At 54.0% G+C, this 14,011-nt stretch carries 12 protein-coding genes; 6 read left to right on the top strand and 6 right to left on the bottom strand.

The window, feature by feature from the left end:
- The first annotated feature begins 35 nt into the window (after window positions 1–35).
- The 3 genes from J4G78_RS12930 to J4G78_RS12920 all read left to right on the top strand — a co-directional run bounded on the left by J4G78_RS12930 (window position 36) and on the right by J4G78_RS12920 (window position 4,163).
- On the top strand, window positions 36–1,697 hold the full coding sequence (locus tag J4G78_RS12930) for an FAD-dependent oxidoreductase (RefSeq protein WP_375140370.1): 1,662 nt from the start codon (window positions 36–38) through the stop codon (window positions 1,695–1,697).
- Between the two features lie 45 nt (window positions 1,698–1,742).
- A complete protein-coding gene (locus J4G78_RS12925) occupies window positions 1,743–2,687 on the top strand; it encodes an SDR family oxidoreductase (protein WP_207986947.1) in 945 nt (314 codons plus the stop codon).
- A 114-nt stretch (window positions 2,688–2,801) separates the two neighbouring features.
- Entirely contained in the window at window positions 2,802–4,163 is a 1,362-nt protein-coding gene (locus J4G78_RS12920) for an alkaline phosphatase PhoX (protein ID WP_207986946.1), read from the top strand.
- A 12-nt stretch (window positions 4,164–4,175) separates the two neighbouring features.
- Here J4G78_RS12920 and J4G78_RS12915 read toward each other — a convergent pair whose 3' ends face one another.
- The 5 genes from J4G78_RS12915 to J4G78_RS12895 are packed head-to-tail and all read right to left on the bottom strand — an operon-like array spanning window position 4,176 to window position 8,987.
- Window positions 4,176–4,817 carry an isochorismatase family protein gene (locus J4G78_RS12915; protein WP_207986945.1) on the bottom strand — a complete coding sequence of 214 codons (642 nt, stop codon included), beginning with the start codon at window positions 4,815–4,817 and terminating at the stop codon, window positions 4,176–4,178.
- Between the two features lie 3 nt (window positions 4,818–4,820).
- Window positions 4,821–7,346, bottom strand: coding sequence for a TonB-dependent receptor (locus tag J4G78_RS12910; RefSeq protein WP_207986944.1), 2,526 nt, complete (start codon window positions 7,344–7,346; stop codon window positions 4,821–4,823).
- A gap of 59 nt (window positions 7,347–7,405) precedes the next feature.
- Window positions 7,406–7,804: a nuclear transport factor 2 family protein gene (locus J4G78_RS12905; RefSeq protein ID WP_207986943.1), complete on the bottom strand. Its 399-nt coding sequence runs from the start codon at window positions 7,802–7,804 to the stop codon at window positions 7,406–7,408.
- A complete protein-coding gene (locus J4G78_RS12900; protein ID WP_207986942.1) occupies window positions 7,804–8,235 on the bottom strand; it encodes a nuclear transport factor 2 family protein in 432 nt (143 codons plus the stop codon). The genes J4G78_RS12905 and J4G78_RS12900 overlap by 1 nt, the downstream gene beginning before the upstream one ends.
- The gene (locus tag J4G78_RS12895) at window positions 8,235–8,987 is read right to left on the bottom strand and encodes an aspartate/glutamate racemase family protein (RefSeq protein WP_207986941.1); all 753 of its coding nucleotides are present in this window, start codon (window positions 8,985–8,987) and stop codon (window positions 8,235–8,237) included. Before J4G78_RS12895 ends, J4G78_RS12900 begins: the two co-directional genes overlap by 1 nt.
- Window positions 8,988–9,105: 118 nt before the next feature.
- Between J4G78_RS12895 and J4G78_RS12890 the strand changes: the two genes are divergently transcribed.
- On the top strand, window positions 9,106–9,753 hold the full coding sequence (locus J4G78_RS12890; RefSeq protein WP_207986940.1) for a GntR family transcriptional regulator: 648 nt from the start codon (window positions 9,106–9,108) through the stop codon (window positions 9,751–9,753).
- 4 nt (window positions 9,754–9,757) lie between these two features.
- On the opposite strand, the gene J4G78_RS12885 is transcribed toward J4G78_RS12890, so the two are convergent.
- Window positions 9,758–10,939, bottom strand: coding sequence for a CaiB/BaiF CoA transferase family protein (locus J4G78_RS12885; protein ID WP_207986939.1), 1,182 nt, complete (start codon window positions 10,937–10,939; stop codon window positions 9,758–9,760).
- Window positions 10,940–11,002: 63 nt separating this feature from the next.
- Between J4G78_RS12885 and J4G78_RS12880 the strand changes: the two genes are divergently transcribed.
- Both J4G78_RS12880 and J4G78_RS12875 read left to right on the top strand, forming a co-directional pair.
- Window positions 11,003–11,923 (top strand): hydroxymethylglutaryl-CoA lyase, encoded by a 921-nt coding sequence (locus tag J4G78_RS12880; protein WP_207986938.1) that lies wholly within the window; start codon window positions 11,003–11,005, stop codon window positions 11,921–11,923.
- Between the two features lie 30 nt (window positions 11,924–11,953).
- Window positions 11,954–14,011, top strand: a complete 2,058-nt coding sequence (locus tag J4G78_RS12875; RefSeq protein ID WP_207986937.1) for a hydantoinase/oxoprolinase family protein — start codon at window positions 11,954–11,956, stop codon at window positions 14,009–14,011.

The following is a 14,011-nucleotide window of genomic DNA, read 5'->3' as shown; positions in this document are numbered from 1 at the left end:
ACGGGCCCAAAAGTAACAGTGGTGCCGTTCGACCAATCTCCCTTATCAGACAAGCCAATAGGGGAGTGGTATCGCCAATGAAAACGGATGTTCTGATCATCGGAGCCGGTGCGGCTGGACTTAGCGCTGCACTTGCTGCGCATGAGGCCGGTTCGCGCGTAATGGTCATCGAAAAGCAACCAAAACTGGGCGGCACCGCATCCATATCCGGCGGTATCGTCTGGATACCCGGAAACCGCCAAATGCAGGTTCATGGCATCGAAGACAGCCGCGAAGATGCCTTGGCCTATTTCCACTCGCTCGATCAGGGCGATATTGATGACACCAGTTTGACCGCCTTTGTGGAAGAAGGCCCAAGAGCGCTAGCCTTTCTCGAAGATCTCGACGCCGCGCGTCTCAGCTTGCTGGAAGGCTATCCTGATTATTACCTCGACCGGCCAGGAGCTAAGCCTGATGGCGGCCGCGCGCTCGATAATGATCTTTTCGATTTTTCTACGTTGGGCGAATGGGCCGAGAAAGTTTTCGAGCATGGCCCCGTGCCGCGCATGATGCTGCGGGAAACACCGCTGGGCGGCGGTACCGGGCAAGTTGATCCAGCCGAGATGGCGCGGCGTGAAAGCGAGGACCTGCGCGGCTGGGGACAGGCCTTGATCGGGCGACTGTTAAAGGCTTGCCTTGACCGAGGGATTGAACCCCTGCTTGACGTGAATGGCTATCGTTTGATTGTTGAGAATGATCGCGTAACGGGCGCAACCGTGCGCCGAGATGGTACCGATTTGATCATCCACGCTTCACAGGGTGTAATCCTCGCCACCGGCGGCTTTGAATGGAATGAAGAGCTAAAACAGACATTCTTGCGCGGTCCACTGGATGCACCCGCTTCGCCGCCAAGCAACACAGGCGATGGGCTGAAAATGGCGATGGCCGCCGGAGCCGGCTTGGGTAATATGACTAGCGCCTGGTGGGTGCCAACCCTTTCGATGCCAGAGGTGAAATGGGAGGGAGGTGAGCAGCGCTCGATGCCTGTCCTGATTGAGCGTACCTTGCCGCATACGATAATGGTCAACACGGCTGGCAAACGCTTTTGCAATGAAGCGAACAATTATTCTGCGCTGGCCGGGGCCTTCCACCAATTTGATCCTGCCACATACTCCTATCCCAACCTACCAGCCTATCTGATTTTCGATTCGCAATATATCTCCCGTTATCCGCTGGCCTCAGTCATGCCCGGTCAACCGATACCAGATTGGATCGCGAGCGCGGATGACTTAGCAAGTCTGGGCAAAGCAATAGCTATTGATGGCGCGCAACTGGAAGAGACCGTCACCCGTTTCAACGCCCATGCCATTAAGGGCCATGACCCTGATTTCGCGCGTGGTGAAAATAATTATGACCGCTTTTACGGCGATCGATCCCGCGATGGCGCGGCTGCCACATTGGGTCCGATTACCAACGGCCCATTTTATGCGGTGGAAATTAAAATGGGCACATTGGGCACTAATGGCGGGGCCAAAACCGATGGATCCGCAAAAGTTTTGGACCTCGACGGCGAACCGATCCCCGGACTATTTGCCGCTGGCAATGTCATTAGCTGCCCCACTGGCGGTGTCTATGCGGGTGCCGGCGGAACCTTAGGCCCTGCACTAACCTTTGGATATATTGCTGGCCGCTCAGCAGCACGCCGTATCAACAGTTGAAAGACAGCCAACAATGGAAAAGAAGAGGATAAGACCATCAGAATTTTGACCATCGGCGCAACCGGCGACCAAGGCCATCCTCTCTTGCAGCGCCTGCTAGAGGCGGGGATGCGTCCTGTGGCGGCTCTGCGCAATACCAGCGCGCTGGCCAATACGCCCTTTGCGAATGTCGAGACAGTGGAAGCCGACCTATATGATGAGCAATCAATGATCGCTGCCGCGCAGGGCATGGATGCCATCGCGATGCATCTGCCGTTTGTGTTTGATCTCGAAAAAGCAACGGAACTAGGGCACAATATCGCAGCGGCAGCCAAGGCCAGCAGCGTTAAGAAAATCGTTTTCAACACCAGTTGTTATGTAGCCGATAAAGATAATGGCAATCCCGCACATGATGGCCGGCGAGCCATTGAAAAGGCGATAATCGACAGCGGCGTCGGCTATGCGATTTTTGAAACAAAGGTGTTCATGGACAATATGATCCGCAGCTGGAACAAACCGTCCATCGTCAACAGTTCGATATTTGCCTATCCGGCCAAACCGGATCTGAAAATATCATGGATCTGTCTCGACGATGTCGCAGCCTTCATGGTCGAAGCTCTTCAGAACGACGATCTGCCCAGTGGGCGCTATGCAATAGGGGGGCCACAAGCCTTAGTCGGCGACGAGGTCGCAGCTATTCTCAGCGATGTGGCAGGCAAGCCGATCACCTTCAAAAGTATGACACCGGATGAATTTGCGTCTGCGATGAGCTTGCTGGTAACCGGATCAGCGACAGTCGAACCAATGTCTATTTATAGCGGCATGGCGAGCTTCTATAGCTTCTATAATGAACAGCCGGTTTCACCGCTAATCGCCGATACGACCGAAATGGCAAAATATTTCAAAACCAGACCGACACCGCTCTCCGAGTGGGCGGCAAGGCAAGATTGGAACGATCCTACTGATCCAGCACTGACAATCAGAATGGCCGGCATGCAGCAAGGCGGGTAAGGCGCGATTACTATTGCCGTCCTTCAAAATTCTGTCATGTTCAGACGCTAAACTGTCATTAAATTTCAGTCAGGCATTTCGCCTTCGATCAGCGCAATTACAGGATAGCCAACCATGCAGTTAAACCGTCGCAATTTTACCGGAGGACTAACGGCTCTCGCCTTTTCCGGCTTTGCCCAGCATAGTAGTCTAGCGCGCACAGGTGCCGCGATGTCCCACAAGGGTTATGGGCCGTTGCTGTCTGATCCCAATGGCTTGCTCGATCTTCCTGAAGGATTTTCCTACCGCGTCATATCCGAATTTCGCGGGGCCATGTCTGATGGCAATCGTGTTCCTGATCGGGCTGATGGCATGGGCTGTTTCGCGATGCCAGATGGCAAGATGGCGCTGGTACGTAACCATGAACTGAAAGCCAGTCATTTTGATGATGGTCCGTTTGGTAATGTCCCTTCAACCGTGATAACTTACGACCATAGCCAGGATGGCAAGCCGCTGGTCGGCGGCACCACTACATTGCTGCTCGACGGCAAAACGTTGGCAATAGAGCGCGAACATCTCAGCCTAGTCGGCACGATCCGCAACTGTGCGGGCGGCAACACACCCTGGGGCAGCTGGCTGAGCTGTGAGGAGGACGTTACCCGCGCCGGTGACGGTGTAAAGCGCGACCATGGTTGGGTTTTCGAAGTCCCTGCGGCACATGAAGGGCTGGTTGATCCCGTACCACTAAAAGCCATGGGGCGGTTCAACCACGAGGCCGCGGCCGTCGATCCCGCTACTGGCATAGTCTATTTGACCGAAGACAAGAATGACAGCCTGTTCTATCGGTTTATTCCCAACGTGCCCGGCAAACTTGTCGAGGGCGGCAAACTTCAGGCGATGGCCTTTGCTGATGAAGCGCTGGATAACGACAGCCGCAACTGGGACAATATCACATATAAACCTGGATCATGGCAGTTTGTTCGCTGGGTTGATGTAACCGAGGTGGAGAGCCCGAAAGATGACCTACGCAATCGCGGGGCTAGCGACGGTGCAGTTAAGTTCGCGCGCGGCGAAGGCATAATCTACGGCGATGGGGAGTTTTATTTCTGCTGTACGTCAGGCGGCGCGGCCAAAGAAGGTCAGATCATGCGCTACCGGCCTTCTCGCTTTGAAGGGCAAGAAGGTGAAAGCAGTGCGCCCGGGCTTTTGCAATTGTTCATGGAATCGACGGACCGCCGCCAGTATAGCTATGGGGACAATATCACGATTGCACCCAACGGGCATCTCATCGTTTGCGAAGACCAATATAGTGCGACCGTCGACAACCATCTGCGGGGCATTACGCCGCGTGGAGAAGCCTATGCGTTGGCGCGGATCAGGGTGCAAACGGAGCCAGCGGGCGCCTGTTTCTCCCCAGATGGCCGTACAATGTTTGTGAACCTCTATAGCCCGACAAAAACGCTTGCGATTTCAGGGCCTTGGGGAAAAACGATTTAATATTTCGGACTGCTAGAGCTTTAGGCCGCCTAGATAATCTAATATCGCAGACGTTGGCAGAACGTCAGCATATTTTGCCTGCATATCGAACAAATTGGCTTTGTGCGGCGCCTCGTGCCGGTCACCGACGGCATCTTCGGCAATGATCGGGATGAAGCCGTGCGACGAACAATCGACACAGCTGGCGCGGACACAGCCGCTGGTCGATAGACCGGTGATGATCAGACTGTCATTACCATTTGCCGTCAGAGTTGAGGCAAGAGAGGTGCCGAAAAAGGCGCTCGGATAATGTTTGGTGATGACCAGCTCATCATCCGTTGGCTCAAGCCCCTTGGGCCACGCGCCCATTGGATGACCCGCGACAAAATTCTTCAGCGGTGGCACTTTCTGGGCAAAGCGGCCACCTTCAATCATCGATTCCGTATAGCTGACATTCGTATAAATGATCAGCAATCCCGCATCGCGAGCAGCATCACGCAGTTCGAGGGCCTTTTCTAATGCATCTTCAACGCCGGCATAGAGCGCGCAAGACGGATCAAAATAGGCTTCGACGAAATCGATAAGAATTAGCGCAGGTTTTGCACCGAAACCCATCGATCCGTCGAAGACCCCCCCGTAATTATCCGCCGTATCCACTCGCTTGTCATCGGCCATCGATCAGAATTTATACCCGACCTCGACACCAAAGCGACGCAGATCGCCAGGTGACAGGAAGGACCCGCCAAATTCAATCGCAGGAATAACCTCGTTGAGATATTTGCGGTTGAGCAGATTATCGGCAAAAGCGGTGATGTTCCAGTTATCGCCTTCCAACCCGAAGCGCACGTCAAGCACGCCGAAAGCCTCTCGCTCGGTAATCGAATAATCGGCGTCGCCGACAAAAGCTGGCAGGGCAAGAGCAGAGCCGGGCAGCAACCCGCTGAACAGCGTCGGACTGGTATTATCCTGAACCGAATGGAACCAGGTCGGCCCGGTAATCCGATAATCCGCCCGCATCACCAGATCAAAATTATTGGCAATCGGAGCGACCATCTGCGTTCCGATATTGATCGTATAATCAGCCGTATAAGGAGATTTGTTGCCGACCGTGTTGGGCCGTGAGGCATTGGCTTTGATTTCGCTTTCGGTCACATTTACTGAACCGAAAATATCCCAACCTTCCACGATTTCGGCATTTGCGTTGAACTCCAGACCGTAAAGCTCGACTTCATCGATATTGGAAACCACCCGCAAAAGACCGAAACCGCCGACGAAAAATTCGAAAAACTGCATGTCATCGACATCGGTGTAATAGCCCGCCAGATCGAAGGTAATACGGCCATTGGCCAGTGATCCTTTAAATCCGGCTTCAAATGCACTGGATGTCTCCTTGCGGAAGATATCGTTGATGAGGACATTTGTACCGATGAACTGGTTGAAATTCTGGTCTACGATCGCTGCGGAACCCTGATTGTTGAAGCCACCGGATTTAAAACCAATTCCCCAGTTAGCGTAGAAGTTGATATCGTCTGTCAGGCCATAGCGCAGTGATACTTTCGGCTGCAGCTGCTTGAAGGTTTCGGATTGATCCGGAATCGCTCCGAAAGCCTGGCCCGGATTGATCGGCGTTCCGGTAATCGGGTCTGTCGCGAGCGGAACCTGACTAGAAACCTCTCTGTCTTCTATATCGTAACGCAAGGCTAATCCGACATCAAAATTGTCCGATACCTCATAATCCAAAGAACCAAATACGGCATAGACATTGGTATTAAAATTATCGGCGAACAGTTGTGACGTTGGGTTAGCGCTGTTGGGATCGTTAAACAATTCACGGATCACGCCCTGTCCCAAATCAGCGCCCAGGCTGACGCCCACATCACGGTCGATATTCAGGAAATAGCCGCCAATCTGCCAGCCGAGCGGGCCATCGCCATTGGATGCGAGCCGAATCTCCGCACTGATATCGGTTTGCTCGCGAATCTGGTACTGTGTGCCATCGCAGGTCGTTGGACTATAGGGTCCGAACGTGGACCCATTAACCGGATCAAAGATAAACGGCACAGGACTTGTCCCAATGAAACCAGGCTGGTTTACAGGGAAACCGGTCAATGCTGCCGTCGTACCAATACAGCTGTTGGATGCATCGATCGAGGCCTGAGTCGCACCCGGGAAGGTGTAACGCGCAAAATCAGCGGATGTACCGTCCGCGGTTAGTTCCTGATCGACATCTGCGTAAAGGGCCCAAGCGGTCAATGTCGCAAAATCAAAGTCATGGGTTAGCTTAACCGATGCTTCAAACGTCTGTTGCTCATTGGTTGGGCGGATGTTCGAATAATAATTAAACGGGTGATCGTTCACATCCTCGAAAAAAGCCGGATTAGTGCCTGCAAAATTGGGCAGATGAAAAGCTGCGTTAAAGTTAATCGACGCGCCAGACAGATCGGCATAGCGCGCTTTGACGTCTACTTCCGTATCAGGGCCCAGCTCAGCAACAAACCGCCCGTCGACAGACCATGTTTCCTGATCATCGACAACTTTGCGGTTGTTGAGGAAACTGTTTCGGTAAAAACCGTCGGTTGTATTGTACGAACCGGAAAGGACGAAGCCAGCGCTGTCGCCAAGCGGTGCCGATACGTAAGCCGATGCCTTGTAGGTATTATCTTCTGCCGCACTTAATTTCACACCGCCTTCTAGAAAATCACCTGGTTTCAGCGTCTGAATAACAATCGCGCCTGCGGCGGCGTTACGGCCATAAAGTGCGCCTTGCGGACCTTTCAATATTTCAATCTGACGCAAGGTGCCCTGATCCTGATTGAGCTGCGCGGTGTTGGTTTTCAATATGCCGTCCACCACCAGAGCAACGGAACTTTCCGCATCCCGCGCGCCGTTGATACCGCGAATATTAATCTGCGTATCGCCCGCTTCCGCAGTACCGCTCACAATGGTCACACCGGCAGTAAGTTGAACAAATTCGTCGGCCTGCTCAATACCCGTCCGCGCCAATGTTTCGGCCGTAAACACAGTGACCGAAGCAGGCACTTCTGCAAGCAATTCATCCTGCCGCCGGGCGGTGACGATAATCACGTTGCTGTCTTCGCCTTCGCTGGTACCTTGGTCACCAGTCGATTGGGCTAGAGCCGGGTTAAAGCTTACCAAAGCGGCGAAACCCGCCGAGAGTGAAAGAGCTGTTTTGATGTGACGCATATTAAATACCTTCCCTGAATGGAATATTCTGCGGACCTTTTTGACCCGTCATTTTCGCGTTAAACGAGGACGTTTTCCCCGCTCATATAAACATAAACCTCCTGAAATTTTCCGTCGCGTATGCGCCAGAAATTGGTGTTGTTGAGCAAGGTGACATTGCCATCCGCATCAGTGAGTTCCGCGACAAAGCTGGCAGCGATCCGGCCATTGGCTTCATCGACAGTGCAATTAAAGTCCCGGTGAACGATTGTTTCATAAGCGCCGAAAAAATCTTCAAACATGCGCTTGATTTCGGCTTTGCCGCTATGGCGCGTGAAACTCGTCTGAACACAGAACAAAGCTTCGTCATGAAAGCACGCCAAAGCGGCATCCATGTTTTTCGCATCGACATTGCCGAAATAGGTTTTTGTCGCGAATTCGATCAATTCTGCGCGGGATAAGCCGGGTTCATATTGCATCAGGCATCTCCTTCTTTGAGCAGATTATCGCCGCTCATATAAACAAAGACATGCTGGAACAGCCGGTCCTTGCAATAGAAGCGATTGCAATTTTCATAGCGCAATTGCTCGCCGCCATTAGGCGTAATCAACACCGTAAACTGTGAACAGACCGCATTGGTGTCCGGATCAGCGACATGGACAAAATTGCCATGCCAAATCGATTCAAAGTCCGCGAACAGCTTTTCGAACATCGCCCGGATCGCATCGCGGCCCTCGTGGATCGTGTTGGATGTTGCTTCATGCAAGACGGCATCCGGCGCGAAGCAGTTCAGCACCTGTGTCATGTTCTTGTTGTCGACACCGTCAAAATAGCGCTTCGTGACGATGTCGATATAAAAGGGGTAAGGAAGCGGAACCTGTCCTGCCATACCCGGGGTCCAGTCTGCCATTAATACCATCCTTTTCTGATATCATCATCTTTGGGCACTTCGGGTGCCGGAAAAGCAACTTTGCTGTGGGTGAGCCCGAGTTCGATCAGCGTTTCTAGGAATTTATAAGCCACTTGCCCGGGATTGAGCACCGGAATCGGCATATTATCATCGAGAAACTTCGCCGACTGGTGCATCGTTGTGGAGCCGAGCACGATCACATCGGCACCATCTTCTTCCATCGCGGCCGTCGCTTCGGCCTTCAGCTTGTCGAATATCACTTCTTCCTTGCCCGCCAGCAACTCCGTCACATCGGGGCGCGTGTCTATGGACCGCAGCGAGGCCACACGATCCCACCAGCCATATTCGGTGAGGGTCTTTTCATAGAGCGGGAACCATTCGGGCCACATTGTCAGCACGGTGAATTTCTTGCCCAGCATCATCGCGGCGGCAAAGGCCGCCTCGCCGGGACCAACAACTGGTATGGAGAGACGAGAGCGTAATGCCCGCATGCCGCTATCACTGACAGTATCGATCAATATGCCGGAATAGCCTTCTTCTTCGGCTTCGACACCGGCCTGAAATACCGTCCAGTCCATCAGCAAGGTATCATGATAGCTGTCACCCAAGGCGGCGCCCCAAGGCACGGCGACAAATTCTGGCGCAAACCCTTCGCGAACAAAATCGGCGGGCAATTGTTCGGCGCGGGCAGCGACGCCGGCGTCATCCATCGGGATCGGAACAATGACTTTAATGCGTTTGTTTTCGGTCATAGCGGTTGACAAAACTCCCTGATACACTTCTATTGTATACAAATTCACCCCGTCAAGCAGAAACTGTTCGCCCTATGACTAACGCCAGCACCAAATCCGAGAGACCATAGCCAAAGCGATGATGCCTGCGTCCGAAACCGCCTATCAGAAAATCCGGGCCTTCATCCTGCAAGGGGAGGCTGTTCCGGGCATGCAATTGACGGAGGAAAAACTCGCCGAGATATCGGGCGTCTCTCGGACCCCGGTGCGCGATGCTGTGCGGCGGTTGGAAAATGAAATGCTGGTCGTGCGCAGTGCCTCGAAACGCCTTTCCGTGGCGGATTGGTCCGAAGGCGAGGTCGATGAAATGTTCACCCTTCGCGCCATGCTGGAGGCCCATGCCGCCGCCCGCGCAGCGCGGCGGATAGATGGCGATGCCCTGAACGCATTGCGCGGCATCAACGACGAGCTCAAACGGGCGATCAAAAAGTCTCCGCCCGATGTCACGGCTTTTCTTGAGGCGAATCGGCGCTTTCATGATTTGATCCTGGAATGTGCGCAATCACCGCGGCTGAGCAAGCTCATGCCCGCGCTGGTCGAACAGCCGGTGGTCCGGCAGACCGCCCATCAATATTCCAAGACCCAGCTCCATCAATCGGCGGTTGATCATGACGAGCTGATTGCCGCCTTTGCTGCCAAAGATGCCGACTGGGCCAAATCGGTGATGACCAGTCATATCCGGCGCGCCTTTCACTCGTTCAGCATCACGGCAGCACCGAAATCCTGAAAGACTAGATGATGCCGCGGTCTTGAAGGTCGGCTATTTTGGCGCTGTCCATACCTAACAACTCGCCATAGATCGCTTCATTATGCGCACCTAAATCAGGACCGATTGTTTCGATTTTACCAGGCGTGTCGGACAATTTCGGCGCGACATTTTGCATCACGAAATTGCCATGTTGCGGATGATCCATGGTCACTAAGGCATCCCGCGCTTCAAAATGCGGATCGGCCAGCATCTCCGGCGCGCGATAAATATTCCCCGCCGGAACGCCATTGGTTTCGCACAGATCCAGCACTTCTTGGCTGGTGAGTGCCCGCGTCCAGACATTGATCAAGTCATCCAGTTCAGTTTGATGCTCGCCGCGCGCCACATGAGTGGCGTAGCGGGGGTCATCACCCAGTTCAGGTTGCCCCATCATCGCTGACATGCGCTTCCAGACGCTGTCCTGATTGCCGCCGATCAGCACGCTGCCATCCTTGGTTTCATAGACATTGGACGGTGCGATTTTTGGCAGAATTGATCCGGTGCGTTCGCGAATATGACCAGCGACCGTATATTCCGCGACGGTGGATTCCATATTGGCAAGCACCGCTTCGTAAATAGCCGAGTCAACAACCTGCCCCTTGCCAGTCACATGCCGGTGATGCAGCGCCATCATCGCGCCAAGGCAAGCATAAGTGGCCGCCAGCGAGTCGCCAATTGATAGGCCCGCGCGGCTTGGCGGTCTGTCTGGTTCCCCAGCAATATAGCGCATGCCGCCCATGGCTTCACCGATTGATCCATAGCCAGCGCGCGACGCATAGGGGCCAGTCTGCCCGTAACCGGAGACGCGGATCATGATCAGCGCCTGATTGATGGCGCTCAGCTGATCATAGCCCAGGCCCCATTTTTCCATCGTACCGGGGCGGAAGTTTTCCAACAGAAAGTCGCTCTTTTCGACCAGTTTCTTGACAATCCCCTGACCTTCTTTTTCGCGCAGGTTCAGCGTGATCGACTTTTTATTGCGTCCCACAACCGAGAACCAAAGCGGTATCCCTTGTCCCCAGCTACGCATCGCATCACCAACCTTAGGTGGTTCAATCTTGATCACTTCCGCGCCGTGGTCGCCCATGAGCTGACCGCAAAAAGGTCCCGCAATAAGTTGCCCCATTTCGATCAACCGAAGTCCGGTCAGTGCCCCTTGCGCCATTAAAAAACCTCCTGCATGATGCTTTTGCTATACAAAGCACAATATGGATTGTATACAATTTCTATGGCGCATGAAAACCCCATATCAGTTGATATCGTCGAGGTCGGTCCACGTGACGGACTGCAGAACGAGTCCGAGATTATATCAACCGCCGATAAGCTGGGCCTGATCAACCATATGATCGACGCCGGTATCCGCCGGATGGAGGTTGCCAGCTTTGTGCATCCAAAACGCGTCCCGCAAATGGCAGATGCCGAAGCCGTGATCGAAGGCCTGCCAGACCGCGAAGATATGTCCTATATTGGACTGTGCCTCAACAAACGCGGGGTTTTACGTGCACTAGCGACCAAAGAAGGTGGCAAACGCGGCATCGACGAAGCGGGCTGCGTGATCGTTGCCAGCGACACATTTGGTGAGAAGAACCAAGGCCAGACCATTAAACAAGGCATCCGCGAAAATCGCGAGATGATCCGCTTTGCCAAGAGCGAAGGTCTGAAAGCACAGGTCACCATCTCTGCTGCCTTTGGTTGCCCATTCGAAGGCCATGTCCCGCCAGAAACCGTACTTAATATCGCCCGCGAAATGGCGGAAGAGGAACCTCTGGAAATCGCACTGGCTGACACAATTGGCGTCGGCGTTCCGGGTCAGGTCGAAGACCTGTTCGGCCGCCTCAATGAGATATTGCCGGATCACATCACGACGCGGGCGCATTTTCACGACACGCGTAATACCGGTATTGCCAATGCATGGGCGGCGGTGCGGTCCGGCGTATCGACGCTGGATGCAAGCCTAGGCGGGCTTGGCGGCTGTCCGTTCGCGCCCAATGCCACCGGCAATATTGCGACCGAAGATCTGATCAACCTGCTTGACCGGTCAGCGGTCAAGCATGGCGTTGATCTGGCAAAAACCATCGCCACCAACCAATGGTTTGAAACAATAATGAAACGGCCTTTGCCATCGCTTGTCGCAAGGGCCGAAGCCTGAATGCATGAATAATAAGAGAGAGACTGATATATGGGGTATCGACTAGGCGTTGATGTCGGGGGAACCTTTACCGATCTATTGCTGTTCAATGATCAATCCGGACAATTCTGGCGGACCAAGACGCCGTCCACACCTCATGATAGTTCCGAAGGCATATTAAATGGCGTGAACGCGATTTGCGCAGATGCCGATGTCAAAGCCAGCGAAATCGAATATTTTCTACACGGCACAACCGTTGCGACTAACGCCGTACTGGAAGGCAAAGGCGCAAAAGTCGGTCTGATCACCACCGAGGGCTATCGCGATATCATGCAGATTGCGCGTAGTTTTGTGCCCGGCGGTCTTGCGGCTTGGATTATCTGGCCGAAACCGCAACCTTTGGCGGCTCTGGAAGATACAGTGACCGTCAAAGAGCGGATGGATGCGGATGGCAATAAAGTGCGGCCTTTGGATGAAGCAAGCGTCACAACCGCCATTGAATATCTCAAAAATCAGGGCGTGGAGGCAGTCACGGTCTCGTTGATGAACGCCTACACCAATGGCGCGCATGAAAGCCGGATTGGTGAGATGGTCGCGGCCGAAATGCCGGACGTGCCCTATTCGCTAAGCCATGAGGTTCTTCCGGAAATGCAGGAATATGAGCGCACGCTAACGACAGTTGCCAACGCAGCCGTGCGGCCGGTGGTTGGTCATTATGTCTCCAACTTACGCGCTAAGCTGGCTGATGCTGGCATGGCCGGACGCTTTTCGTTGCTGCGCTCTGATGGCGGCTTGATGTCTTCGCAAAAAGCGGAAGAGCATCCGGTGAACATATTGATGTCGGGTCCAGCAGGCGGCGTTACTGGCGCTGTCTGGGTGGCGAAAAATGCGGGACTGAAAAATATCCTGACGCTAGATGTGGGGGGTACGTCCACCGACGTAGCGCTGATCGAAAACCTTGAACCGCGCCGAGTTCGGACAACCGAGGTCGGTCATTTATCAGTGCGAGCTTCTTCGTTGGACGTGAAAACCGTTGGCGCTGGCGGTGGTTCGATTGCTTATGTGCCAGAGCTAACCGGCGCGCTGCGTGTCGGTCCGCAATCGGCTGGCGCGGTGCCGGGACCAGTGGCTTATGGCAAGGGCGGTGAAGAGCCGACAGTTACCGATGCCAATGTTGTACTCGGGTATCTGCCCGAAAACCTGCTCGGCGGTTCTTTCCAACTGGACCGTGAAGGCGCGAAAAAGTCGGTCCAGAAAATCGCGGACGCGCTTGGTATTGACCTGATGGCGGCGGCGCGCGGCATCATCGACATAGTGAACGAGAATATGTTCGGCGCGCTGCGGATGATCTCTGTGCAGCAAGGCTATGACCCGCGCCACTTTGCCCTAATGGGCTTTGGTGGAGCAGGACCGCTGCATGTCAATGCAGTCGCGAAATTGATGGGCAGCTGGCCGGCCGTATCCCCGGTATCGCCGGGCGTACTTTGCGCCTTGGGCGATGCAACAACGCGCATGCGCACGGAAACGGCGCGGTCCTTCTCAAAGCTGGCCACCAATACGGATGCATCAGAATTGATCCGGATTTTGAAAGAAATGGCCGACCAAACCCGCGCAGAATTGCTGTCAGACGGTGTCGCCGAAGAGGATATTACCAGCGAATTTGAAGTCGATGTCCGCTATGCCGGACAGGCTTTTGAAGTGCCTCTTACGATCACGCCGGAAGTGCTCGAACAAAACGGCATTGACGGGATATTGACTCGCTTTGATGAAGAGCATCACCGGCTATTCACTTTCAACATGGACACACCTCATGAAATTGTGAACCTGCGTGCCGTCGCCATGGGCCAGTCTCTTAACCTGCCCGCCGCCGAACTGCCCAAGGGCAATGGCGACCCATCAGATGCCAAAATCCGGGATCACAAATTGTGGATGGACGGGGCCGAACAGGATGGTGCCATTTATGATCGCGCCAAGCTGAAACAAGGCGATGTCATCACTGGCCCGGCCATTGTTGTGGAAATGGATTCCACCACCCTGATCGAAACAGGCTGCATCGGCGAAGTGGACGCAGTCGGCAATATCCTCATCAACCTTGCAGAGGGGAAATAA

Origin of the sequence: Parasphingorhabdus cellanae, assembly GCF_017498565.1 — a bacterium.
GTDB lineage: Bacteria > Pseudomonadota > Alphaproteobacteria > Sphingomonadales > Sphingomonadaceae > Parasphingorhabdus > Parasphingorhabdus cellanae.
The sequence above is the reverse complement of the archived record's forward strand: the minus strand, read 5'-3'. Positions and strand labels throughout refer to the sequence as shown.

Excerpts from the sequence above, each read along its gene's own strand:
- J4G78_RS12920 (WP_207986946.1), top strand. The coding sequence starts at position 2,802 with ATGCAGTTAAACCGTCGCAATTTTACCGGAGGACTAACGGCTCTCGCC.
- J4G78_RS12915 (WP_207986945.1), bottom strand. The coding sequence starts at position 4,817 with ATGGCCGATGACAAGCGAGTGGATACGGCGGATAATTACGGGGGGGTC.
- J4G78_RS12910 (WP_207986944.1), bottom strand. The coding sequence starts at position 7,346 with ATGCGTCACATCAAAACAGCTCTTTCACTCTCGGCGGGTTTCGCCGCT.
- J4G78_RS12905 (WP_207986943.1), bottom strand. The coding sequence starts at position 7,804 with ATGCAATATGAACCCGGCTTATCCCGCGCAGAATTGATCGAATTCGCG.
- J4G78_RS12900 (WP_207986942.1), bottom strand. The coding sequence starts at position 8,235 with ATGGCAGACTGGACCCCGGGTATGGCAGGACAGGTTCCGCTTCCTTAC.
- J4G78_RS12895 (WP_207986941.1), bottom strand. The coding sequence starts at position 8,987 with ATGACCGAAAACAAACGCATTAAAGTCATTGTTCCGATCCCGATGGAT.
- J4G78_RS12890 (WP_207986940.1), top strand. The coding sequence starts at position 9,106 with ATGATGCCTGCGTCCGAAACCGCCTATCAGAAAATCCGGGCCTTCATC.
- J4G78_RS12885 (WP_207986939.1), bottom strand. The coding sequence starts at position 10,939 with ATGGCGCAAGGGGCACTGACCGGACTTCGGTTGATCGAAATGGGGCAA.
- J4G78_RS12880 (WP_207986938.1), top strand. The coding sequence starts at position 11,003 with ATGGCGCATGAAAACCCCATATCAGTTGATATCGTCGAGGTCGGTCCA.
- J4G78_RS12875 (WP_207986937.1), top strand. The coding sequence starts at position 11,954 with ATGGGGTATCGACTAGGCGTTGATGTCGGGGGAACCTTTACCGATCTA.